Origin of the sequence: Brevibacillus sp. NL20B1 (assembly GCF_018195675.1) — a bacterium.
Lineage (GTDB): Bacteria > Bacillota > Bacilli > Brevibacillales > Brevibacillaceae > Brevibacillus > Brevibacillus aydinogluensis.
This window is the reverse complement of record NZ_JAGTPT010000018.1, coordinates 32,764-56,767: the sequence shown is the minus strand read 5'-3', so window position 1 is coordinate 56,767 and position 24,004 is coordinate 32,764. Positions and strand designations below refer to the sequence as shown.

The following is a 24,004-nucleotide window of genomic DNA, read 5'->3' as shown; positions in this document are numbered from 1 at the left end:
TGGCATCCGTGCCGTCAGCTTTTTTCTTTTACCCGACAAATAGATAGGACCCCCAGGGAGAGCGCTGAAAAATCGCCGGGCCCGCTTCCAGAAACATTCGGCGCGACCGGCGCAGCCGCGCTTCCATCTGTACGAGCTGCAGCACACCGCGCATGGTGTAACCCGGCCGGTTGGCGTACACGCCCGTCACTTCGCGCAGGAAATTGTCCGGGTAGCGCAGAAGCTGGTGGATCATCCAGACTTGGGTGTCGCTGAGCACATTTACCCGGCTGTACGCCTCAATCGCTTCCACAAACGATTCGACGCGGTACCCCTGCATCAGCAGCATGCGCCCCATGAGCTGGACCAGATCGCTGAGCTGCATGTCGTGGCTCACGGTGTCCAGGTCGATCAAATAGCATCTTCCTTGCGGCGTGATCAGAAAATTGTGGCTGGCCACGTCCCGGTGGGCGAGCGTACCCTGTTTGACCACCGCAAACAGCTCCGACGCCAGCGGCAGTTTGTACGCCGTCTGCAAAATCTCGCGGCTGTCACGGATGACTTCATCCGCCATCTCCAGGATGATTTGTTCCAGCCGGTTTTGCGGGCCATGCTGTTCCACGTGCCAGATGATCCGCTCGAAATGCTCCAATCGGCTTTCCCATTTGTCCAGCAAAGCCGGTTTGCCTTCAAATGCATAGGGATAAGGGACGGGGAAGCCGCTGGCCGCCTGGTGAAATCTGGCCAGCGTCGCGGCCGATTTTTTTACGTCGGATAGCGAGGTGTTGTCGGCTTCCCGGCCATCGATCATTTTCATCACGGTGTAGTAACGGTTCTGAAACGGAAAGATTTTCTCTCCGCGCTCATCGGAGACGTACTGAACCGTTTGGTAAAATCCTTTCTCTTGCAGGGTATCGGAGAGTCGGGTCACCCACTCCGCCTTCTCCCGATCTTTGTAGCCCTTGATGATCCAATGGCCCCGATCCGTCTTGAGAAGATGAACATTGCGTCGGGGCTTTATCCCATAGATGCGGCAGCGGAACGCTTTTTCAAGAGAAAGAACAAAGGATCTGCTCATGTCCTGACACTCAGGAAGAAGAAGATTCATCGTGCCCCTGTTCCCAATTTGGCCACACTTCCTGAGCGGGCAGGGCCGGAATGGATTGGGAAGCAGAGTACGTCAACGGGGTCGCGTTCTCCTGTGTGCCGCTGTCACACTGACAATCTTGATAGGGCAAGTCATCATATGGACCATCGTGACCGCTGTCCCGACACGAGCAAGAGCTGGACGTCGAATCGCAGCACTCCCGATGATGCCGCTTCTTCTTGCGGCGGGTACGGCCCGGCGGACGCCGCCATCTCGACGGACTGTCTTCATACAGGTAATCCGGCGGCATCGCGTGTGGCGGCAGCATTTCCGGACCTGTCCACGGCGGCATCATGTTCGGCGAAATCATTTCCGGACCCGCCCACGGCGGCATTGCGTTCGGCGGCAGCATTTCCGGGCCTGCCCACGGCGGCCTTGCGTTCGGCGGCAGCATTTCCGGGCCTGCCCACGGCGGCATCGCGTTCGGCGGCAGCATTTCCGGGCCTGCCCACGGCGGCATCGCGTGTGGCGGCAGCATTTCCGGGCCTGCCCACGGCGGCATCGCGTGTGGCGGCAGCATTTCCGGGCTTACGCGCGGCGGCATCGCATTCGGCGGCAGCATTTCCGGACTTACGCGCGGCGGCCTTGCGTTCGGCGGCAGCATTTCCGGACCTGCCCACGGCGGCATCGCGTTCGGCGGCAGCATCTCCGGGCTTACCCACGGCGGTCTTCCGCAAGGCGGGCAGATCGGCTGCGTCGGACTCACCTTGGCCGGTGGAGCCGTCGGCGGAACCGGCCTCAGTTGAGGCGGCACAGGCGGCCGAATCGGTTGAATCGGCGGCTGTGGAGTGACCGGACGAGTGGGCGAAGGCACAACCTGCGGCGATAACCTGGTAGGCGGTGTCGGCGCAGCGTACGGCACGAACGGACGCACTTGGCCGGGGGGCGCAGGCGGAACATTCGGCCCATATGGTCTTACCTGGCCGGGCGGCATTGGCGGCACTCCTGGTCCGTATGGTCTTACCTGACCGGGCGGCATTGGCGGAACATTCGGCCCATATGGTCTTACCTGGCCGGGCGGCATTGGCGGAACATTCGGCCCATATGGTCTTACCTGGCCGGGCGGTATTGGCGGCACTCCCGGCCCGTATGGTCTTACTAGGCCAGGTGGCATTGGCGGAACATTCGGCCCGTATGGTCTTACTAGGCCGGGCGGCATTGGCGGCACATTCGGTCCATACGGTCCAATATCGCCGAACGGCGCGGGCAGTTCAGACGGCTCGGAAGGCAGGGCCTGCGGCGCTTCTTGTTCTGCTTCGATTTCCACTTCGCGCTCTTGCCCGATGTCTGTGTCCATCTCTGGTTCTGTTCCTGGTTCCGCTCCCGGTTCGGTTCCCAGTTCCGTTTCCGGTTCTGTTTCCGGTTTCAGCTCCTGATCCGTGTCTTCCTCCGGCGGCTCCATCGGCCGCATCTCGATTTGCTGCGGCACCTCCGGCTCCATTTGTTCTTCCTTGATCGGCTTTTCTTTAACCCGGGGAGATTCCTGCGATGATGACGTCCTGTTTTTCTGCGGCCGTACCGGCACGCGCTTGGACGGGATTTTTACCCGCATGCCGGGATAAATCAAGTCAGGGTTTTTTATCTGGCTGTTCAGGCGAAGCAGTTCTTTAAAATCGACGCCGTATTTTTTGGCGATTTTCCACATGGTGTCGCCTCGTTGAACTACGTGGATTTTCACAGTTTCTCCTCCCTCTCGGAAACTCCTTTTCATGGTATGCACCCATGGGCGTTTTGCTCACCCCGGCAAAAAAGGGCGTTCGCCCATCTTGCGGAGCGCACGAAAAAACGGCTGTTTGACGTGTCGTCAAACAACCGTTCCGATGGGAGTTTTCTGCAGCAGTGCAGTGAAACTGCCGCTTTCCTCCACGCACTTGCCACGCTTTCACCTTTTTTCTCCAACGCGGACACCATGCTTGAACCGCTCAGAAGGTCCCCGGCATTTTCCTCTTCTACATATGGCTTACTCCTTGTAAATGGCCTTCAGATAAAACGGATACGTGCCGAGCTGGCGGACCTGGCAGCCAAGTGCCTCAATCTCGGCAAACGCGCCGGGAAGCAGCACATCGTCCATTCTTTGTTCGATGTCAATCACGAACAGGTAGCTGCCCAATCCCTTTTTGGTCGGGCGGGATTCGATGCGGGACAGGTTGATCTTGCGCCAGGCAAACGCGGCCAGCACCTGGTAGAGGGCGCCCGGAAAATCTTCTGGAAGCGTGACCAGGATGGTCGTCTTTTCCCTGTCAGACGGGGGCATCTCCAGCGGTTCGCGACCGACGAGGACAAAACGGGTATAGTTGTTGGAATAGTCTTGAATCTCCTGCTGAGCAAACGACAGCGGGTAGATTTCCGGATTGAGCCGCGTCCCGATCGCCGCCCACGGTTCCTCCGGATGCTCGCTGACGATCTGTGCCGCCTGCGCCGTGCTGTTGGTGTACTCAATTTCAGCGTGGGGCAGGTGCTTGCGGAGAAAATTGTGACACTGGGCGATGGCGTGCGGGTGCGACAAAATCCGGGTAATGGCTTCGAGCGGCAGGATGTCGTCCCGCTTGGCCACCAGCAAGTGCTGTGATATTGGCAGCGCCAGTTCGGCCAAAATCGGCAGGTCCACCTCGTGAATCAACCAGTCCATGGCCGCGTTGACGGTGCCTTCAATCGTGTTTTCCACCGGCACCACGCCGTAGTCTGCCTCTCCTGTGGCAGCGGCGTTCAGAACGTCGATGATGCTCGGACACGCCAAGTAACGAAACGGCCGACGCGCCGTCAACGCGCGGGCCGCTTCTTCTGAAAATGTTCCGCGCGGTCCGAGAAAAGCCAATCGTTTCTCCATGACAATACTCCTATCCGCATTCTCTATCTGGTCGAGATTGTCACCTGTGCGCCATGCTCATCGGGTCTTAACCGCATCGTCCGGTAGGAAACGCCGTGCTTTTGCATCACACTGTCGACAAACGCCTGCAGCTTTTCCCGCTCCGCGTCCGTCGAGTAGAAGCAGAGCATCGTCGGTCCCGCGCCGCTCAGCGCCGCACCCAGTGCGCCGTTGCGAGACGCCCCGTCCAGGATTTCACGCAGGCCGGGGACAAGCGCAGCCCGGTACGGCTGATGCAGCCGATCCCCCATCGCCTGACCCAACAGGTCCAATCTGCCTTGGGCCAAAGCGGCCACCAGCAAACTGCTATGACCAACATTATATATGACATCCGGTTTGCTGTACACATCAGGCAGGACATGGCGCGCCTTTTCCGTCGACAGCGGATAGTCAGGGATGATTACGAGCGTATGCAGCCCCTCCGGGGGAGCAAGGCGGACGTAAGGGATCGGCTCCTCGTCCCGCTCCGGCATCGTCGCCACCACAATGCCGCCGAACAGCGACGCCCCCACGTTGTCCGGATGGCCTTCCAGCCGGGTGGCGATGGCAAACAGCCGCTCCCGGTCAAACGGCTCTCCGGCCAGCTTGTTGGCGGCGACGAGTGCGCCGACGATCGCCGCGGCGCTGCTGCCAAGCCCCCGCGTCAGCGGCGCTTCCGTCGTTGCGCGGATATACAGTTCAGGGACGGGCAGCCCCGCTTCCGCAAACAGTCCTGCGGCCACCTGGTACAGCAGGTTCCCCTTGTCCGCGGGCAGCCCCTCCAGTTCCTCGCCGATCAGCACGATTTCCGTCGTCTCGCTGAGCGCCATCTCCACTGTGGAGTACAATTGAAAGGCCATGCCCACGGCATCGAAGCCCGGTCCCAGGTTGGCGGTGCTGGCGGGGACGGTGACCCGCACGAGAGGACGGTTCATCACGAAACGCCTCCCGCATTTTCGCGAATCAACGCCATCACCGCGTCACGCGTCGCCGGCACGGAGCGCGGTTCTTCCCCTACCAGCTTGAGGGCGGTATTGGGATCTTTCAGTCCGTTGCCCGTCAGCACGCATGCGATCGTCAGGCCCTGCTCCAATCTGCCCGCCTCGCGCAGCTTGATCACGCCGGCCAGGGAAGCGGCCGATGCCGGTTCGCAGAAGATGCCTTCGCTTTTCGCGAGCAAATGGTAGGCGTGCAGAATTTCCTCGTCGGTCACGCTGTCCACCAGACCGTCCGATTCGGCGATGGCCGCCAGCGCTCCATCCTTGCTCGCCGGGTTGCCGATGCGAATCGCCGTGGCAATCGTCTCCGGATTGGGCACGGGATGGCCGAGGACCAGCGGCGCCGCTCCCGCCGCCTGAAAGCCGAACATGCGCGGCAGTTGTGCCGTTTTTCCGGCTGCGTGGTACTCCTTGAAGCCCTTCCAGTATGCCGTGATGTTGCCGGCGTTGCCCACCGGAATGGCGAGAATGTCCGGGGAGGTGCCAAGCGCGTCGCAAATTTCAAACGCGGCGGTTTTTTGCCCCTCGATCCGGTACGGGTTGACCGAGTTGACCAGCGTGATCGGCTCAGCAGCGGTGATGTCGCGGACGATGCGCAGCGCTTCGTCAAAGTTCCCGTCGATGGCGATAACCTCCGCTCCGTAGGCGATCGCCTGCGCCAGTTTGCCCAGCGCGATGTTGCCGCTCGGGATCAGCACGATGCAGCGCAGCCCGGCGCGGGCGGCGTAGGCAGCGGCAGCAGCAGAGGTATTGCCGGTGGAGGCGCACATGATGGTGGTGCTGCCTTCTTCCAGCGCTTTGGCGACGGCCATCACCATGCCGCGGTCTTTAAACGAGCCGGTCGGATTCAGCCCTTCATACTTGAAGTACAGCTCTACACCCAATTGCCGGGAGAGAGACGGAGCGTATATCAGTGGCGTGTTGCCCTCGTGAAGGCTGACATGCGGAGTCTTTTCCGTCACCGGCAGAAACTGGCGGTACCGGGCGATGATGCCGGATTGCCGGTCGGCCTGAACAGACGATTGCCATTGGCTCATGCCTGCTCGCCTCCTTCCACGCGGTAGCAGCTTTTCACTTCGCTCACGATCTCCAGTTCTTCCATGCCCTGCAGCACCTCGTCCATGTCTCCCTTCGACGCCAGATGCGTCACGATGATGATTTCCGCCTGTTCACCGTTGTTGTACGGCTGCTGCAGCACCTGCTCCAGCGAGATGTTCTTGTCCGCCAACAGCTGTGTAATCTGCGCCAGTACACCGCGCTTGTCGGCCACGACGATGCGGAGGAAATATTTTGATAATTTCTGCTTGTCATCCTTGAGAATCTTTTCTTTGTATGGAGCGACCATGCCCCGTCCGTTTACACCCAGCTTCATGTTTTTCACCACCGTCACCAAGTCCGACACGACGGCCGTTGCCGTCGGAAGTTCGCCTGCACCCGGACCGTAAAACATGGTCTCGCCCACTGCTTCCCCGTGCACGTAGACGGCGTTGAACACTCCGTTGACCGATGCCAGCGGGTGACTCTTGGCGACCATTGTCGGCTGTACACTTACCTCGATTGCTTCGCCGTCCCGACGGGCCAGACCCAGGAGCTTCACCTCGTAGCCCAGCTTTTTGCCGTAGGCGATGTCTTCCTTGGTCACCCCGCTGATGCCTTTGACGTCCACATCCTCCAGCTTCATCGGCACACGGAAGCCCAACGTCGCCAGAATCGCCATCTTGCGGGCAGCGTCATAGCCTTCGACATCGGAGGTGGGATCTGCTTCGGCGTATCCGAGCGCCTGCGCTTCCTTCAGCACGTCGCTGTAATCGGCACCGTCCTGGCTCATTTTGGTGAGGATGTAGTTGGTCGTGCCGTTGACGATCCCCATCATTTTGGTGATACGGTCAGACGAAAAACCTTCCACCAACGCTCTCAGAATCGGAATACCGCCGGCGACACTGGCTTCGTAATAGACGTCGCAACCTTTCTCCTGCGCTTTTTGCAGGATTTCGCCGCCGTGCAGGGCCATCAGATCCTTGTTGGCGGTGACGACGTGCTTGCCCCGTTCCAGCGCTGCCAGAATATATTCTCTCGCCGGCGAGATGCCGCCGATCACTTCCACGATCACGTCGATCTCCGGGTCGTCCAGCAGATCGGACGCATTGGTCGTAAGCACGCTGTTCATCGACGGGATGCTCCGGGTCTTCTCTGCATCCTGCACCAGAATCCGCTTGATCTCGATGCCCAGCCCCGTCTGTTTTTGCAAATCCTCCTGATGGGCCTGGATGATGCGAACGACGCCAGTGCCTACTGTGCCAAACCCCATCAACCCCAGTTTTACCGTTTGCTTGTCCATGTCTCTCTCCTCCTATCCGGCAGCCGCTATCCGCGACCGACAATCATCGCTTTGCGCACACCGTTTATCTCTTGCAGTCCTTCCAGAAACTCCGTGCTGGACACCTTCAGATGAGCCATGTCCACCGACATGGAAATGTTGGCAATACCCTGGAGCGGGATCGTCTGGTTGATCGTCAGCACGTTGCCCCCTTGCTCCGCTATGTACTGCAGCACCTTGGACAAGTACCCGGAGCGGTGTTCCAGCGAAAACGTGATGGTCATGATCTTCTCACTCATCATCGCGTTGAACGGAAAAATGCCGTCCTTGTACTTGTAAAAAGCACTGCGGCTTAATCCCACCCGTTCCACCGCCTCGTTTACCGTATCCACTTCTCCGGCCTCCAGCAGTTTTTTCGCCTCGATGGTCTTGGCGATCGACTCCGGTAAAATGTCGGAGCGAATCAAGTAAAACTTTTCTTCCCGTTTCACACGTTGTGTCCTCCTGAGAAAAACAGTTGTTTTCGCCTAGAGGACATTATAGCTGATCCCTTTTCCCCTGACAATCCTTCTATGCAATTTTTTTGTGCTCGCCTGCTCGTACATGAGCGAATTTCCCTTGGCACAGACTATAACGGACCCAGAGCAAAGCGAGGTGAGTGACCAATGGCTGGACGCGGCAAGACGGACAAGTCGGAGCGCCGGAACAACCACCCCGCCGCCAAGCCGAGCGATTTGGACCAGTTCGGCGACAACACGCGGGGGAAAAAAATGGCCCAGTCTCCCCACGCAGTGGAAGATCCGAGCGGCAACAAGTAAACGGGCACAGCAAAAAAAGTATGCCTGTGGTCAGGCATACTTTTTGCTCCCAAAATATTCCATTTATTTCCTCCGGACGAACGCTTTCTTCCTGAGACGTTCACGCATTCCTGCTCGTTGCAAGGAATTGCAAGACTTATGCGTTGCGTCCGGATTGTGCCAATTTTTCGTAATAACGCTGCAGCACGTGACGATATCTTTCCTCCAGATCGGTGATGACCAGCTTTAACACCGCCGAACCGTCCCGAAACGTCTTCTCCACCACTTTTGTCATCGCCACCAGTTCCTGCTTGTAATGCGGAAGAAAAAAGGACAAGTGCAAAAAATCGCCTACGGAGACGAATCCGTCCGTGCCGACAATCAGATGCGTCGGGGAAAACCGAAGCAGGACGCCCTCCCCGCTTTCTTCTATGGGTCGGGCTCCCATGATTTTGTACGGAACATTGATGACAAAATCAGGCTGCAGGAGCGGCCGCTCTCCTTTGGCTTCCTGTTCGATGCTGGTCGGCACCAGGCGCGCCAGCTTCACGGGCCACACCGCCTGTTCCTGCACCACCTGCAGACTCAGCCAGGTAATGGCTTCATCCGTTTCCCAGCGCAGACGGACGATGGTTCCCAACAGGGAGGGGTTCGTGTCGCTCTCCACGTACGAAAGGATCAGATAGCCCGAATGAACATGTTCGACGATGGCATGAAGCGGCCGATTTGCTGCCAAGGGCGTCACCAGTTCGACCGCTCCGCCCCGCTGCAACCGCTTGTCCGCAATAAACGGAGAAAGGGAGGGGATATCCGCCATACTGTTATCACTCCACAAATTCAAACTCAAAATCACCAATGCGGACGGTGTCGCCATCCTTGGCCCCGTGTTTGCGCAGGGCTTCGTCCACGCCCATGCTGCGCATCATGCGGGCGAAGCGCTGAACAGAATCGTAGCTGTTCAGATTGGTCATGCGGACCAGCTTTTCAATTTTTTCGCCGCTGACGACATATACATCGTTGTCGCGGGAAATCTCAAACGGCTCCGGCTCTTTCTCTGCACGGAAGACGACGCGCTCTTCCGCTTCCGCCACCTCTTCGACAGCCGGCTTGTCCGGCAGCGTTTCCAACAGATCGGCCACGGCGTGCATCAGCTCCTGTACCCCCTGGCGGGTAGCCGCTGAAATTTCGTACACGGTCACACCGGGCACCAGTTCCTGAAAGCGGCGCAAATTCTCCTTTGCCTCGGGCAGGTCCATCTTGTTGGCGGCGACGATCTGCGGCCGCTCTTCCAGCTTCAGGTTGTACAGCTTCAGTTCCCGGTTGATCTGATGGAAATCTTCCACCGGGTCGCGTCCGTCCACGGCTGCCATGTCGATCACGTGGACGATCAGACGGGTCCGCTCTACGTGTCGCAAAAACTGGTGCCCCAGCCCCACACCTTCATGCGCCCCTTCGATCAGCCCCGGCAGGTCCGCCATGACGAAACTGCGTTCGCCCAGATCGACCACGCCCAGGTTGGGCGTCAGCGTGGTAAAGTGGTAGGCGGCAATCTTCGGCTTGGCCGCCGTTACGCTGGCCAAAAGCGTCGATTTGCCGACGCTGGGATAGCCGACCAGACCGACATCGGCAATCAGCTTCAGCTCCAGTCTCACATAGCGCTCCTGTCCCGGTTCACCGTTCTCCGAGATGTGCGGCGCCGGATTGGCCGGTGTGGCAAAGCGGATGTTGCCCCGTCCGCCGCGCCCGCCTTTGGCGATGACGGCCCGCTGTCCGTTCTCGACCAGGTCGGCGATGACCTCCCCGGTATCGTCATCAATCACGGTCGTCCCCGGAGGAACCCGCACGACGAGGTCTTCCGCTCCGGCTCCGTGCTGCCCTTTATTGCGTCCGTTCTCGCCGCGCGGAGCCTTGAAATGCTTCTGGTAGCGAAAATCCACCAGCGTGCGCAGCCCTTCATCCACGACGAAGACCACATCTCCGCCGCGCCCGCCGTCACCGCCGGCCGGCCCGCCCAGCGGCACGTATTTTTCCCGTCGGAAAGAGACTGCTCCATTTCCGCCGTCTCCCCCCTTCACGTAAATCCTTACCTGATCGACAAACATGCTGTCACCTCTCTCATTCCGCCACTGGAACAGCCGTTTCCAGTACCCATTCCTCGTCTGTATGTATGCACGCGGTGATTATCACCGGAATTCGACTCTTGTCACGTACCAGTTTTTCCAGTTCGCACTGCGCGGATGCACGCAGCTTCCCGGCCAGGTCAAAGCGAAAATGGATGCCCTTTTCGCCTCGGTACAAGCTGATTTGCATGCTGGCCGGTTCAAATTCATTCCGGTCCAGGTGCTCTCCGACCGTAAACACAATACCTGCCACCAACTGAAACAGGTCATGCTCGTCTGCTGCTGCCTTGCGCAGGTCCACTTCGCTGCAGACATCCACTTCCAGCAGCAGGTCATTGTTTAGCGCGTTAAACGTCAAAAAGAAGACGGACAGCAGCGAGCTGTTCAGCCTGGCCACCATGCTTTCCTGCATGGCCAGCTCCGCGATGCGTTTCAGGTACTTTTCACCTTCTTCCAAGCGGCCCAGACGCAGGTAGCCGAGCAAAACCTGGACATGGTTGAGCCAGTCGTGCCGCTGCCGGTTCAATACGGCCAGCAGTTGATCAGTTTGCTGCGTGAACAGCGTGCGCTCGTCCCTCATCTTCCCCACCCAAACCGATAAATTTCTTTCTTCTACCATTGTACCATACGTGCGTAACGACTAAAAGAAATCCTCCATGCCGGATAAAAAGAAAACCCAGCGACAAGGCTGGGTTTTCGTCTCCGAACTATTTACGCTTGAGAAGCGACCGGTTCGATCACCACTTGTTTGCGATCGCGGCCCAGACGCTTGAAGCGAACGATGCCGTCAGCCGTTGCAAACAGCGTGTCGTCGCCGCCTCTCATGACGTTAGCACCCGGGTAGATCTTCGTACCGCGTTGGCGTACGAGGATGTTGCCAGCTTTCACGAATTGACCGTCGCCGCGCTTCACACCCAGACGTTTGGAGATGGAGTCGCGACCGTTCTTGGTAGAACCTACCCCTTTTTTGGAGGCGAAGAACTGCAGGTCAACTGGGAACAGGAATTTCATAGTCAGGCACCTCCTTGCCATTTTGAATCGTGAATCGCCACGTATTTTCCGTTCGTTTCAGCTACAACAAACAGGGCAACAACCATGCTCTCAGCCAAGAGCTGTTGTTTCTCATGAAGGCGAGCGTCGTCGAGACGGCCCACTCTCCAGCGGAGAAACCCGCCCTCTTCTGCTGCGTGCTCAACGTCCGGAACAAATCCGAGCAGTGGCTGAATCGAATTGACGATCCCGAGACTGACCGCGGACACGGCTGCACAGACGATGTCCTCGCCATGCCTGCCGGCGTTGGCATGTCCCGAAATCGCAATCTCTTCAATTTCACAGTGCGCATTGCGCTGAACAGTTACGGTAATCATCTCGGTACGTCACCAAAATTACGCATTGATCTTTTCGATCACAACTTTGGTGAACGGTTGACGGTGACCTTGTTTGCGACGGTAGTTTTTCTTGGCTTTGTATTTGTACACGATAATTTTTTGACCTTTACCGTGTTTTTCTACTTTGCCGGTTACCGTTGCGCCTGCTACGGTAGGAGTACCTGCCGTAACTTTGCCGTCTTTGCTTACAAAGAGAACTTTGTCGAAAGTAACTACGTCACCTTCGCCTGCAGCCAGTTTCTCGATGTAGAGAACAGAGCCTTCTTCTACTTTGTATTGCTTGCCGCCGGTTTCGATAATTGCGTACATGTTGTGCACCTCCTATACTCAGACTCGCCTGTGCAGGTGCGCCGCGAACGGCGTCTTGTCCAACCTGATTCGAGCGGTTACAGTATGCGCGAGGCATAGCTGCATGACAGACATTAGGTTACCATACCTGTACTGTACAGTCAAGGCATTTTATGCTTTTTCCCGATACAGCCGGTCCGCTTCCTCTCTGCGGCCGGCGTACAGGATGCGGTATCGCTCGGGCGGAAGATGGTCAGCGCGCAGCACGTACAGATGCAGCGGCCGCCCCTCTGGACTATCAGCCGCCAAGCGTTCGTACATCCGGGCCGGCACCTCGATCAGCGCCGCTTCCGCCTCCTGGCTGCGGACAAGCCCGCCCAGCTCGTCAAACAGTCGGCGCTCCAGTTCGTCGACGGAGAGGACTCGTCCCGTTCCGCCACAGCAGGGGCACGGCTCCGTCATCCGTTCGGCCAGGCTGGCCCGCACCCGCTTGCGAGTCAGCTCAACCAGGCCGAGCGCGGTCATGCCTAACACCGCCACCGGAGCCGTATCCTTGGCCGCTTCGGCGCGCAGGGCAGCCAACACCCGCTCCCGATTGGCCGCTTCCTGCATGTTTACAAAATCGATCAGGACAATCCCACCGATGTCGCGCAGCCGCAGTTGACGGGCAATCTCCCGGGCCGCTTCCAGGTTGGCGGCAGTTATCGCCTGTTCGCGCTGCTGTCCCCCTTTGCCGCTAAAGGCTCCCGTGTTGACGTCGATCACCGTCATCGCTTCCGTGCGGTCAAACACGAGATGGACGCCGCTCGGCAGGGGGATGCGCCGCTGCAGCGCCCGGTCCAGTTGGGCCACCAGGCCGAGCCGCTCAAACAGCGGTTCCCTGCCCTGATAGCGGCGAATCTTGTCCGCCGCGTCGGGATACAGCGCCTCCGTCAGTTCCTTGACGCGCTGAAAGGCGGCCGTCTCTTCGACGATGATCTCCTCCGCGTCCTCCGCTCCAAAGTCGCGCAGTGCCGCCTCAATCAGTCCGACATCGCGGCAGATCAGGCACGGCGTTTTCCGCCCGGCGGCCGAGGCGAGCGCTTCCCGCCAGCGCTTTCGCAAAAAGGTTAGCTCGCGGGCCACTGCTTCATCGTCGACATGTTCGGCTTCCGTCCGCACGATCACTCCTTCGCCGTCCTCCAGCAGTCCGGCGGCCCGCTCCCGCAGCTTCCGCCGTTTTGCCTCGTCCGCAATCTTGCGCGAAACCGAGACGCGGGCAGTCGGCTCGGCCGGCACGCTTGCGACCGGCAGGCCGTTTTCCACCGTCCCGACGGCTCGTCCCTCCGGAGGCAGGTACACCAGCAGTCGGCCGGGGATGCTGATGCGCGTCGTCACTTTTGGCGCCTTCCCTTCCGCCGCTTCCTTGCTCACCTGCACCAGCAGTGTTTCACCTACTCGCACCAGCTCGTTGATCAGGCGCTTTTCCGTTCCATGAAACGGCGGCAGGGCATCGTCCACGTACAAAAAGGCGTTTTTTCCCTGGCCGATGTCGACAAAGGCGGCCTGTATCCCCGGCAGCACATCCGTCACCCTGCCCCGGTAGACACAACCCGCCTGCGGTTCCGTCTCCGCCTGTTCGCTGCGCCATTCGACCAGTCGCCCCTGTTCAAGCAGCGCCGCCCAGAGCCTGCCGCCAGACCCGCTGATAGCCACCTGTTTCACGCCGTTCCTCTCCTTTTTCCCTCTTCCCGCGCATGTAAGACGGACGGGCCGGCTTGACGTCCCGCACGTCCACGCCATGCCCACCATCGCTTGGGCGGGGTCCGCATCATCACTCGCACCACGTACTCTACCACAGCGGTGAAAAAAAGAAAAGCGGCGGGGCCGCGCTCACACCAACTGCCCGACGGCGGTATCGTGTTTGTTTTCAAACAGAAGCGCATGCAGCAGCCGCTCCTCAGCCAGCAGACCGCTCCCCTGCACGTAGACCAGGTGGGAACAGCCGCGCCGCAGCAGATGAGACACCTCCATCGCCGTCGACTCGGGCGGAACGGTCAAGGCCCGCACACCGTACTCTTCCGGCTGGCGCGCGTATTTTTCCATCAGAAAGCGGATGAATTGGTAGGGAAAACGCAAAAAGGCCTGAATGTTGACGGCCAGCAGATACACGGCCACCACGGCGACATTCGTCTGCAGAGACAGGACAGACACACCCAGCATCAGTGCGGACAGCATGGCGCTCAGTGTCAGCGACGCGATGGCTGCCCGGCGGTATGGCATGCACCAGCAGAGGACAGCTTGAACGATCCGCCCCCCATCCAGCGGCCAGATCGGCAGCAGGTTGAAGCCGGCGACCGCCACGTTGCCGGCCAGGAAAAACCGGGCCCACTCATCCGTCCAGATGCCGGCATACCAGCATACCAGGGAGACCGCGATCATGACCACGTTGAGAAACGGGCCGGCCAGGGCCACCACAATCTCGTCAAGCGGATCGACTGCGTAGGCTTCCTCCATCGTCGCCACGCCGCCAAACGGCAGCAATTCCACTTCCGTGACCGTCCAGCCCAGCTCCCTGGCGACCGCGATATGCCCCATCTCGTGAATCAGCACGATCACAAACAGGGTGATAATCTCCCAAAACTTTCCCAACAGGATCGACATGCCGATCACAATCCAAAACAGCAGGTGAATGCGCAGGCGGATGCCGAACGGGCGCCACTCATTCAAAGGAAATCACATCCAGCGGATCGATCGCCTGCTCCTGCGCCCGTGCCCCCAGGTACAGATACCGGGTCGTTTCATTGACGGCTCGCGGGATGCCCACCACCTGTCCCGGCTGGAGAAAGTCGTTTACCGCGACCTGAATTTTCTCCAAATTGCCAAACCACATCTCCCGTCCCTGGGCCAGACGGACAACCACCGTCGTGCCAAAACCAGGCTTTTCCCCCACAAACGTCACCCACCCGGCCTCGCCCACCGTGACCGCACCGTCTGTCCCGGTGCTCAGCACAACCTTGCCGCTGGCATAGTCAAAGGGCTTCACCACTTTCCACGAAACCGGCCATTTCCAGACGGTCTGTGTGCTGTGCCCGTCCACCGGAACCGCTTTCTTGCCCGACAGGGACGGCAACAGCGTCGGCAATGCACCGAAGCGCGCTTCGTACCAGTCGGCCACGCCGGCAAAATTAAAATCGCGCGTCATCACTTCGCGCGCCGAATGTTTCCAGTCCAACGGAACGACGGACGTTTGGAAAATCAGATAGGCCAGACCCACCAATAGCGCGGACGCGAAGATCCGGATGCCCCATTGCTCCCGGTCAGGCAGTTGGGGCATGGTGCTGTTCCGGCGGGAAGCGTATGGAAACAGAGCGTCGTCGGGGTCGATCGGATCTTTCCAGTCGTCGACAAACGGGGCCAGACTGTCGCGCGACTGTGAGCGAATCCGCTCCATCCGCGCCCGCCTCCTCTCTTTGACACGATCCACTTCGTCGAACATGTCCCATCCCTCCGATGGCCAAGCTTTTGTACCATCTTATGACCTGTCTGTCCGCATTATAACCGCGCGGCATACAGCCGTAAGGAACGGATGACGGCTGTTGACCTGGGCAGCTGGGGACTGCCCCGACATGCAAAAAAGCAGCCTCTCCATCGAGAGACTGCTTTTGATATGGGCCATTGTTTACAGTTTCACAACGTTCGCAGCTTGCGGTCCGCGGCTGCCTTGAACGATTTCGAACTCAACCTTTTGACCTTCTTCCAGCGTTTTAAAACCCTCTGCCTGGATAGCGCTGTAGTGTACGAATACGTCATCTCCGCCTTCAACCTGGATGAAACCGTATCCTTTCTCCGCGTTGAACCATTTAACAATACCTTGTTGCATGAAACAAAACCTCCTAAACATGCGCCCGCATCGGGGCGAAAGAGTGATCCGTTAACCTGTTTTTACAGAGGAGTTTTTGCCGGTATGGAAAAAGTCGTACCGAGCCGAGATTTGACCACATGGTGGCGTCTCTCAACAAGGTACGACTCCACAACCTATATCAAATCACTACAGCTAGTAAAACGGGTTAACTTAGATTGAGTGTATCACATCCGGATCGGTTTGTCACGCATTTAATCAAAACGCAGTCTGTCCTTGCGCATCCCGATGTTCAGGACGACGCCGATGATCAGAAAATTGGTCAACAGCGAGCTGCCGCCGTAGCTGATAAAGGGCAGTGGAAGCCCGGTGATGGGCATCAACTGGATGGTCATGCCGATGTTCTCAAAAATCTGGAACGTGAACATGCCGACCACCCCTGCCACTACATAGGAACCAAACGGATCTTTAACCTCCATCGCGATGCGGATCATCCGGTAAATCAGGAAGAAGAACAGGATCATCAGCACACCCGCGCCGACGAAACCGAGCTTTTCCGCAATGACGGTAAAGATGAAGTCGCTTTCGCCGACGGGGACCCAGCCGAAACTGGCCTGGGTCGGCGTGTTAATGCCTTTGCCAAACAGTTGGCCGGAGCCGATCGCAATCAGCGATTGCTTCAATTGAAAACCGCGCCCCATCGGTTCCAGATCGGGGTTGAGCCAAAACTTGATCCGATCAAACTGATACGGTTTGAAGATCTTGAAGAAAATCGACTGATGGAAAAAGTACAGATACGTCATAAACCCGAAAAAGCTGCCGACGAGCGTGCCCAGGTAGAGCACGTGTTTCAACCGGATGCCCCCCACAAGCAGCATGGTGGCCAAAATGCTGCAGTACACCAGCGCGCTTCCCAAATCGGGCTGCACCAAAATCAACAGCAAGGGCACGGCGATGATGAGCCCGACGGGAATGAGCTGATAGAAATACCGGAACCGCTCGGGATCGTCAGCCTTGTTGGCCAGGTAACGGGCCACCGTCAAAATCGTAAACAGTTTCATCGGCTCAGACGGCTGAAACAAAACGCCCCCCGGCAGGCGGTACCAACTCGTGGCGTTGTTGATCGGCGTCGTCTGGAATACGCCGATCAAAAGGATGATGCCGATGGCGTACAAGACGTAAGACATGGAGTAATACAGCCGATAGTCGAACAGCAGCGTAGCGAAAAGCACCATAAATCCGATCGCGTACCAGATCATCTGCTGGTTGGCCATGTGGATACCTTTGTCCGATCCGGAAATACCACTGTAGCTGTACACGGCCAAGCCAAACAGGATGATCACAATTGGCCAGTCGATCGATTTCAGATGTCGTTTTTCAAGGTCAAACATAGTAGTTTCTTCGCCCTCCCTGGCTCCCATTCTCACGAGGGACGCGGCTTCCTGGGATCCGCTTGCGCATCTGCGCCGATAAGAATGAAAGAACAGGAAAACTCCTGTTCTTTTGGTTCGGCTAACGTCGCTTTATTTCAATCCGAAAAACCTGCGCACCTTTTGCAGCACGCCCGTCTTTTCCTGCAGCGGCTGAAGCGGCACGGCTTCGCCCAACAGGCGGCGGGCGATGTTGCGGTAGGCGATGGACGCACGGGACTCGTGGTTCATCACCACCGGCTCACCCTGGTTAGCCGATTTGATGACATGATCATCATCCGGCACAACGCCAATCAAGTCAATGGCTAACAAATCCAGAATATCTTCCACATCGAGCATGTCGCCGTTTTTCACCAGGTGCGACCGCACACGATTGATCACCAGCTTGGGCATGCCGACCTGTTCCCGTTCCAACAGACCGATGATCCGGTCCGCGTCACGGACAGCGGCTTTCTCTGGCGTCGTGACTACGATCGCCTGATCCGCGCCTGCCACCGCGTTGCGGAATCCCTGCTCGATCCCGGCCGGGCAGTCGATCAGGACATAGTCAAACTCCCGCTTCAACTGTGTGACGATTTCCTCCATCTGCTCGGGGGAAACCGCCGACTTGTCCTTGGTCTGTGCAGCTGGCAGCAGGGACAGGGTTTCGAACCGCTTGTCTTTGATCAGCGCCTGCTGCAGGCGGCAAGTCCCTTCCGCCACATCCACCAGGTCGTAAATGATGCGGTTCTCCAGTCCCATGACGACATCCAGATTGCGCAGTCCGATATCCGTATCGACCATGCAGACTTTCTGGCCCAGGAGAGCGAGCGCCGTTCCCAAATTGGCGGAAGTGGTCGTCTTGCCCACGCCGCCTTTTCCTGATGTTACGACAATTCCAATACCCACGTCCGTTCCTCCTCTTACCCTAACGCCTCACACTTTTTTCGCGCCCAATTCGGGGCGAATCCGGGGCAGATAATTCATTTTGGCTACCAGCATGGTGCCGTTCTCCAAATAGGCGAATTCCGTGCCGCCGTTTTTCGCCCACTCTTCTCCCGGCCTGCTGATCACTTCCGCGATGCGCAGTTGGGTGGGATTCATGACCGCGGCGGCGATGATCACCTGCGTATCCCCGTTGATCCCGGCGTGGGCGTACCCGCGCAAATGACCCAGCACGTAAATGCTGCCCGTCGTCCGCACGATGCCTCCCGGGTTGACGTCTCCCAGAAGCAGCAAGTCACCGTCGAACTCCAGCACCTGCCCGGCGCGAACCGTGTGTACCTGGATGGAAAACGTCGATTTGAGACGTTCGGCAAACGCTTCTTCCTTGGTGATCACGTCCGCTTCGATCGTGTGGATCACCAGATTGCCTTTTTGCCGGATAATTTGCGTCAACTGCTCCTGTTGTTCAGGAGTGCAGTATCGCTTTCCCAATTTAATCGAAACGCGAATCAACGGACCCGACAAGATCTGTTGATGGCTGTGCTCTATCTTTTCACGCAAATCGGCCAGAAGTTCGTCGAAGGAACAGGCGTCATCCATGAAAAAGACGAGACCATCTTTTGTTCCCTTGATCGTGACCTTGTTTTTCACAGTCGTCACCTGTTTCACCTCGAGCGATACCATTCGCCACGATTACAAAAGATTCCTGCTCCATTGAAAAAAATTGCCGAATGCAGTCGGTCGCAGCTCATTGCTGTTCAGCCTGGGTCGGCTGCTGCTGCGAAGCAGTGTTCGCGGCGGGGGTCAGCACGCCCGGATACATTTCGTTGTATGCCTCCAGCAGTCTGCGGGCAATCGGACCGGTGGCGTCCGAACTGGACGTGCCGCTGCGCAAGCTGTCGGGAGCGAGCACGACAAACACCAGTTGCGGGTTTTCGTAGGGGGCAAAGCCGACCAGCAGGGCGTTTTCTGCCTTGCGCCCGGTCTGCGCCGTCCCCGTCTTGGCCCCGACGTTGAACGGCAGGCCCTTGAACGTGCTTGCCGCCGTACCGCCTGGCTTCGTCACGGCCAGCATCCCTTCCTTGACCACCTGAATGTATTTCGGATTGACGTTGACCCGGTTCAGCACTTCCGGTTCGATTACGGTCAACGTCTGTCCAGGCTGTTTCGGGTCCGTCGTGCCGCGGCGGATTTCATTGACCAGATGCGGGCGCACCCGGTATCCGCCGTTGGCGATAGTCGAGACGTACTGGGCGATCTGAATCGGCGTGAACAAATCATATTGGCCGATCATGGCGTCGGCCAGGTTGCCGTAGTGTGAATAGGGGTTTTCCCATCCCATCTTCTCGCCGGGAAGATCGATGCCCGTCTTCACCCCCAGTCCAAACTGCGCATTGTAGTAGTCCAGCACGGAAAACTGTTCGGACCAGTGATTCTTCGCCCGTCCTGCCAGGCGGATCGCCATCTCGTACATGTAGGTGTTGTTGGACACGGCCAGCGCGCGACGGGCGTTGACCGGACCGTGTCCGCTCGGTTTCCAGTTCCGTTTGTACATGTTGCCCACCTTGAGGCCGCCGCGGTCGATGATGGTTTCGTTGGGAGTGGTAAGCCCCTCATTCAGGGCGATCATCACCGACATGGGCTTGTAGGTGGACGCCGGAGGAAACGGCGTATAGATGAATCGGTTTGCCTCGTTGGGCAGGATGACCGACGTATACACCTCGTTAAATTTCTTGCGGTCGTAGTACCAGTTCACATCGTAATCCGGATAGCTGGCCATCGCCAGGATTTCCCCCGTGTTCGGATTCATCACCAGAACATGGGCCTCCTTGAATTCCTTTGGCGTGGTCGGCTTGCTCTTGAACTTGAGAAACTCCTCTTTCAAAATGGCTTCCACCTTGCTTTGGAAGCGCCAATCCATCGCCAGCACCAGATCGTTGCCCGGTTCCGGTTCCCGGCTCATCCGCTTTTCAACCGTCTGCGAGTCCTTGTTGACGTGCACTTCCATCACGCCGTCCTTGCCGCGCAAATAACGCTCGTAATACGCCTCCAGACCGGTCACGCCGACGCGGTCAAACGGATTGTATCCCTGCGCCTGGTACTCCTTTAACTGCTCCGGCTTGATGGCGTTGATATAGCCAAGGAAGTTGGTGCCAAACGGCGTTCCGTCCGGGTCCTGAATAATTTGTCGCACCGGTTCCAGCACAACGGAAATACCGGGCAATTCGGACAGACGTTCCTCGATTTGATACCGCTCCGCATCCGAGATGTTCACTTTTACGCGGCGCGGAATGTAGCTCGGCATATGTGAAGAGCGCATTTCCTGCAGCAGGGAAAGCTTGTGCCACTGGAACTGGCGCTGCTGGTCGTTGAGCGGCAGACTTACGTCCAGGTCAAAAATGGCCGCGTAGCCCAGCAGTTCCGTATCCGATTTCCCCTTCAACTCCTCGGGATTGGGAAGCTTGTTGATCCGGTATTTGATCTGGCCGATCAGGTCGTCCCGGTACTCCTTGTCCAGCGTCAACTTCAGTTCCGCGTTGCTGGAGACGGCGTATTTCAACAGCTCCGCATCGGACATTTCATCCAGCTCTGCGCGCTGCCCCGGGTCGTTCAGCTTTGCCTTGAGCAGACTCAGTGCCTGCTTTCGCGAGGTGTCGTCAAACGGGGAGCGCACATACAACCCGACGTACAGCGCCGTCTTGATCAGTTGGTAGTCGGACATGCTGTCGATCTCACTTACCTTCGGCACCTGCCGCAGCTTGTGCTCGATCTGCTCGATCAATTTGTTTGTCTCCTCGGGGCCAAACGCAACCGGCAGCTTGGATTCCAGTTCGACCGTCTTTTTCAGAAGTTCCTTGTCCGTCCCCATTTTCACGCCATCCATCGACAGGATGCGGGCCAAAAGATCGGCCACCTTATCCTCGTCGATCTCCTGCCCCAGCTCCTCCACGTAGGTAACGGTATAAACCGGCTTGTTGGAGACCAGCACCTCGCCGTTTCGGTCAAGGATGCGGCCGCGGGGAGCCGAAATCGGCAGCTCGCGGATGCTGTATTTCTCCAGTTCATGTCGGTACTGCTCTCCTTGCACTAGCTGGACGTAGGCGAGACGCAGGATGATGGCGGCAAAAAACAGGAACACAAGCAAAAACAGGATGTTTAATCGAACCGGTATGTCCGACTTCTGCTCATTCTTTTCGTCCACGACCCCTCTCCTCCTTTCCAGTGCCCCCGCCGGGATGACCCGGCTGCTTGTGCCGCTACTCCAACGGGAGGTCGCGTTTGAACATAACGGATTCGCACAGACGCTTGATCGGGGAGTAAATCACCAGGGCACTCAACATATTTAATACGACCGTTGGCAGAATCTGCCAGTTGAGCATCCACTGCACGTCAACAGGGGCTTTGGTGAGAAGCAGATGGAGGCTGTACAGCAGCCACTCGTGGGCAAACAGGATCAGGCTGCACGTGACAAACACCATCCCGAAGCCCCGCTGAAACAACAAGACGATTAATCCTGCAAAATAGCTGGCCACCATCATCGTTATCATGTACAGACCGATCACCTGTCCGTACAGCACATCTTGCAAAAATCCGAGTGCCAGCCCGTAATAAAGTCCTTCCCGCCGCCCCAAAAACATCGAGACGAGAATGGTGCCGACAAGCGCAAAGCGGGGTACTGTCATCAGAGACAGACCCCATTTGTCAGGCAAAAAGACCTGAACCAGCGTACCTTCCAGAACAAACAGCAAGAGCAGCGTCGCAGCGAGCAGAAACCGAGGCATTACCTTCCACCTCCGCCCGATCCTGCAGACGCTTGCGACTGCGTATTTGCCTGCTGCCGCGAAGCTGAACCTGATTGTTGTGACGTGTTCTGTCCAGGCTGAGTTGACTGTTGTCCCTGCGGTTGATTGGGTATCAGCTCACCCGTGGGCGAGAAGGTGAAGTTGCGCTCTACCACCATCACTTCGTTCAATTGGGAAAAGTCGGCGCTCGGCTGGATATAGGCGGTCTGCGTCAATCCGTAATCGTCAGGCTGTACACGAACAACGTATCCAATCGGCAGATTGGGCGGAATCACTCCACCAAATCCGGAGGTGATCACCTGCTGCTTTGGTTCGATTTTCTCTCCCAAAGGGATTTTGCGCATGACAAGCAGGCGTTCTTGCGGATCGTATTCTTCAATGACACCGCTGACGGGATGGTGGGTAACGGTGCCGTTGACGTTGCGCACGGTTTGAATCGAGGCCGAGACGTTATTACGCCGCTCATAGCTGGTCAACAGTTCCACGGTGGCGGAAAAGTTGGCCACGCTCTGCACCCGGCCGATCAATCCCTTGGCGGTCATGACCGCCATGTCTTTCTTGATGCCGTGTTTCAATCCCTTGTCGATCGTGATGACGTTGTTCCACGTGTCCGGATTTCTGGCCACCACTTCTGCGTAGCGAAGCTGGTAGGACTTTTTCAACGATTCCTCTGCTTGCAACAGCTTGCGAAGACGGTCGTTTTCCGCCTGGAGCGAGTGCAGCTCCGCCGTTATCCGGGCGTACTGGTCCAGGCTTGCCTTGAGCGCCCGGTTTTCTTCGTATACGTTGTACGCGTCGCCAATTTCTTGAAAGAAGGTGGAAACAGCCTGGGCAGGGCGGTAAAAGATCCCCTGCACCACGCTGAACACATCCTTGAAAAACATTTCCGGCCAGGTCAGGCGAGCCCGTTCCCGGGACGTAAAGCCCACGATGGAAATCAACAGGACCAGGCCCACAAGCACAATAATCAGCCGCTTGTTCCCGAAAAACGACATGCCGCAACCTCCGATTATTTACCGCGCTTTTGTCTGGAAGAGGTGATTCCGTGTTTCGATTTGAACAGATGGAGGTTTTCCAGCGCGCGGCCGGTTCCGATCGCGACACAATCCAGGGCGTTTTCCGCCACGTGCACCGGCATGCCGGTCTCCTTGCTCAGCAGGCGATCGATATTACGCAGCAGCGCTCCGCCGCCGGTCAGCACGATGCCGCGGTCCATGATGTCAGCTGCCAGCTCCGGCGGACTTTTCTCCAGTGTTACTTTCACGGCTTCGACGATGGCTGCCACCGTTTCCGCCAGCGCTTCGGCAATTTCCTCGCTGCTGACGGACAGAGTTTTCGGCAGCCCGGTCACCAGGTCGCGCCCGCGAATCTCGACGGTCTCCAACTCGTCGGGAGCGATGGCGGAGCCGATCTCCAGTTTCAGCGTTTCCGCGGTGCGCTCGCCGATCATCAGGTTGTACTTACGTTTGATGTATTGAATGATGGCTTCGTCCATTTCGTCGCCCGCGACGCGAATGGAACGGGAGGTCACGATGCCGCCGAGCGAAATGATCGCCACTTCCGTCGTCCCCCCGCCGATGTCCACGACCATGCTGCCGGTCGGTTCCCACACCGGCAGGTCAGCGCCAATCGCTGCGGCAAACGGTTCTTCGATGGTGTACGCTTCCTTCGCGCCGGCCTGTTTGGTGGCGTCTTCCACGGCCCGTTTTTCCACCGCGGTAATGCCGGACGGAACGCAAACCATCACGTTTGGACGGCGGCTGAACAGTCCCTGGTTTTTCTGCGCCTGGTTGATGAAGTAGCGCATCATTGTTGCCGTCGTGTCAAAATCGGCAATCACGCCGTCCTTCATCGGGCGAACGGCGACGATATTGCCGGGGGTACGGCCAATCATGCTCTTGGCAGCATTCCCGACTGCTTCGATCGTATTGGTGTCGGTGCGAATCGCCACGACGGACGGTTCGCGTACGACAATCCCTTTTCCTTTTACATAGACCAGTGTATTGGCAGTGCCAAGGTCAATCCCCATGTCACGAGAAAATCCACCAAACATAAAAAAACTCCTTCCGCTGTTGTCCGGTTACAAATCAATGATGTAATAAACTCTTGTAAAACATGCTCGGTAAC

General features: G+C 57.8%; 25 protein-coding genes and 1 other annotated feature. Of the genes, 1 reads left to right on the top strand and 24 read right to left on the bottom strand.

Translation table 11 applies throughout. From position 1 onward, the window contains the following. Positions 1 to 28: 28 nt before the first annotated feature. From KDN35_RS13300 to KDN35_RS13270, 7 genes are all read right to left on the bottom strand, one after another. Positions 29 to 1,057, bottom strand: coding sequence for a phosphotransferase (locus KDN35_RS13300; RefSeq protein ID WP_171565459.1), 1,029 nt, complete (start codon positions 1,055 to 1,057; stop codon positions 29 to 31). 10 nt (positions 1,058 to 1,067) lie between these two features. Beyond that, positions 1,068 to 2,804 carry a SafA/ExsA family spore coat assembly protein gene (gene safA / locus KDN35_RS20095; protein WP_349290983.1) on the bottom strand — a complete coding sequence of 579 codons (1,737 nt, stop codon included), beginning with the start codon at positions 2,802 to 2,804 and terminating at the stop codon, positions 1,068 to 1,070. Positions 2,805 to 3,086: 282 nt separating this feature from the next. Continuing rightward, positions 3,087 to 3,953, bottom strand: a complete 867-nt coding sequence (gene pheA / locus KDN35_RS13290; protein ID WP_171565461.1) for a prephenate dehydratase — start codon at positions 3,951 to 3,953, stop codon at positions 3,087 to 3,089. A 23-nt stretch (positions 3,954 to 3,976) separates the two neighbouring features. Next, positions 3,977 to 4,906, bottom strand: coding sequence for a homoserine kinase (thrB, locus tag KDN35_RS13285; RefSeq protein WP_171565462.1), 930 nt, complete (start codon positions 4,904 to 4,906; stop codon positions 3,977 to 3,979). Next, a complete protein-coding gene (gene thrC / locus KDN35_RS13280; protein ID WP_171565463.1) occupies positions 4,906 to 6,006 on the bottom strand; it encodes a threonine synthase in 1,101 nt (366 codons plus the stop codon). Before thrC ends, thrB begins: the two co-directional genes overlap by 1 nt. Further along, entirely contained in the window at positions 6,003 to 7,307 is a 1,305-nt protein-coding gene (locus tag KDN35_RS13275; RefSeq protein ID WP_212132922.1) for a homoserine dehydrogenase, read from the bottom strand. The genes thrC and KDN35_RS13275 overlap by 4 nt, the downstream gene beginning before the upstream one ends. Positions 7,308 to 7,333: 26 nt before the next feature. Further along, positions 7,334 to 7,777 carry an ACT domain-containing protein gene (locus KDN35_RS13270; RefSeq protein WP_171565465.1) on the bottom strand — a complete coding sequence of 148 codons (444 nt, stop codon included), beginning with the start codon at positions 7,775 to 7,777 and terminating at the stop codon, positions 7,334 to 7,336. Between the two features lie 174 nt (positions 7,778 to 7,951). Between KDN35_RS13270 and KDN35_RS13265 the strand changes: the two genes are divergently transcribed. After that, positions 7,952 to 8,104, top strand: coding sequence for a hypothetical protein (locus tag KDN35_RS13265; protein ID WP_171565466.1), 153 nt, complete (start codon positions 7,952 to 7,954; stop codon positions 8,102 to 8,104). Positions 8,105 to 8,240: 136 nt separating this feature from the next. Here the strand turns inward: KDN35_RS13265 and KDN35_RS13260 are convergent, their stop codons facing one another. From KDN35_RS13260 to KDN35_RS13180, 17 genes are all read right to left on the bottom strand, one after another. Next, positions 8,241 to 8,900 carry a PilZ domain-containing protein gene (locus tag KDN35_RS13260; RefSeq protein ID WP_171565467.1) on the bottom strand — a complete coding sequence of 220 codons (660 nt, stop codon included), beginning with the start codon at positions 8,898 to 8,900 and terminating at the stop codon, positions 8,241 to 8,243. 7 nt (positions 8,901 to 8,907) lie between these two features. Further along, complete coding sequence (gene obgE, locus KDN35_RS13255) at positions 8,908 to 10,185, bottom strand: GTPase ObgE (protein ID WP_212132921.1); 1,278 nt, start codon at positions 10,183 to 10,185, stop codon at positions 8,908 to 8,910. Between the two features lie 13 nt (positions 10,186 to 10,198). After that, the gene (locus tag KDN35_RS13250) at positions 10,199 to 10,783 is read right to left on the bottom strand and encodes a Spo0B domain-containing protein (protein WP_171565469.1); all 585 of its coding nucleotides are present in this window, start codon (positions 10,781 to 10,783) and stop codon (positions 10,199 to 10,201) included. A gap of 131 nt (positions 10,784 to 10,914) precedes the next feature. Further along, positions 10,915 to 11,214, bottom strand: a complete 300-nt coding sequence (gene rpmA / locus KDN35_RS13245) for a 50S ribosomal protein L27 (RefSeq protein ID WP_029097468.1) — start codon at positions 11,212 to 11,214, stop codon at positions 10,915 to 10,917. A gap of 2 nt (positions 11,215 to 11,216) precedes the next feature. Further along, a complete protein-coding gene (locus tag KDN35_RS13240; RefSeq protein ID WP_171565470.1) occupies positions 11,217 to 11,570 on the bottom strand; it encodes a ribosomal-processing cysteine protease Prp in 354 nt (117 codons plus the stop codon). 18 nt (positions 11,571 to 11,588) lie between these two features. Further along, entirely contained in the window at positions 11,589 to 11,900 is a 312-nt protein-coding gene (gene rplU, locus KDN35_RS13235; protein WP_171565471.1) for a 50S ribosomal protein L21, read from the bottom strand. A gap of 10 nt (positions 11,901 to 11,910) precedes the next feature. Next, positions 11,911 to 11,989 (bottom strand) — a sequence feature (ribosomal protein L21 leader region). A 61-nt stretch (positions 11,990 to 12,050) separates the two neighbouring features. Continuing rightward, positions 12,051 to 13,583: a ribonuclease E/G gene (locus KDN35_RS13230; RefSeq protein WP_212132920.1), complete on the bottom strand. Its 1,533-nt coding sequence runs from the start codon at positions 13,581 to 13,583 to the stop codon at positions 12,051 to 12,053. A gap of 168 nt (positions 13,584 to 13,751) precedes the next feature. Next, positions 13,752 to 14,588, bottom strand: a complete 837-nt coding sequence (locus tag KDN35_RS13225) for a M50 family metallopeptidase (RefSeq protein WP_230076713.1) — start codon at positions 14,586 to 14,588, stop codon at positions 13,752 to 13,754. After that, positions 14,581 to 15,357 carry a M23 family metallopeptidase gene (locus KDN35_RS13220; RefSeq protein ID WP_212132919.1) on the bottom strand — a complete coding sequence of 259 codons (777 nt, stop codon included), beginning with the start codon at positions 15,355 to 15,357 and terminating at the stop codon, positions 14,581 to 14,583. Before KDN35_RS13220 ends, KDN35_RS13225 begins: the two co-directional genes overlap by 8 nt. 183 nt (positions 15,358 to 15,540) lie before the next feature. Continuing rightward, positions 15,541 to 15,741 (bottom strand): cold-shock protein, encoded by a 201-nt coding sequence (locus KDN35_RS13215; protein WP_029097474.1) that lies wholly within the window; start codon positions 15,739 to 15,741, stop codon positions 15,541 to 15,543. A 233-nt stretch (positions 15,742 to 15,974) separates the two neighbouring features. After that, positions 15,975 to 17,111 (bottom strand): rod shape-determining protein RodA, encoded by a 1,137-nt coding sequence (rodA, locus tag KDN35_RS13210; RefSeq protein ID WP_212132918.1) that lies wholly within the window; start codon positions 17,109 to 17,111, stop codon positions 15,975 to 15,977. A gap of 132 nt (positions 17,112 to 17,243) precedes the next feature. Beyond that, the gene (gene minD / locus KDN35_RS13205; RefSeq protein ID WP_171565475.1) at positions 17,244 to 18,038 is read right to left on the bottom strand and encodes a septum site-determining protein MinD; all 795 of its coding nucleotides are present in this window, start codon (positions 18,036 to 18,038) and stop codon (positions 17,244 to 17,246) included. Positions 18,039 to 18,065: 27 nt separating this feature from the next. Then, entirely contained in the window at positions 18,066 to 18,734 is a 669-nt protein-coding gene (gene minC / locus KDN35_RS13200) for a septum site-determining protein MinC (RefSeq protein WP_304414479.1), read from the bottom strand. An 88-nt stretch (positions 18,735 to 18,822) separates the two neighbouring features. Next, positions 18,823 to 21,276 carry a peptidoglycan D,D-transpeptidase FtsI family protein gene (locus KDN35_RS13195; RefSeq protein ID WP_171565477.1) on the bottom strand — a complete coding sequence of 818 codons (2,454 nt, stop codon included), beginning with the start codon at positions 21,274 to 21,276 and terminating at the stop codon, positions 18,823 to 18,825. 55 nt (positions 21,277 to 21,331) lie between these two features. Beyond that, on the bottom strand, positions 21,332 to 21,856 hold the full coding sequence (mreD, locus tag KDN35_RS13190; protein ID WP_171565478.1) for a rod shape-determining protein MreD: 525 nt from the start codon (positions 21,854 to 21,856) through the stop codon (positions 21,332 to 21,334). Beyond that, positions 21,856 to 22,872, bottom strand: a complete 1,017-nt coding sequence (gene mreC / locus KDN35_RS13185) for a rod shape-determining protein MreC (RefSeq protein WP_212132917.1) — start codon at positions 22,870 to 22,872, stop codon at positions 21,856 to 21,858. The genes mreD and mreC overlap by 1 nt, the downstream gene beginning before the upstream one ends. Before the next feature lie 14 nt (positions 22,873 to 22,886). Then, on the bottom strand, positions 22,887 to 23,930 hold the full coding sequence (locus tag KDN35_RS13180; RefSeq protein WP_171565480.1) for a rod shape-determining protein: 1,044 nt from the start codon (positions 23,928 to 23,930) through the stop codon (positions 22,887 to 22,889). Between the last annotated feature and the right edge of the window lie 74 nt (positions 23,931 to 24,004).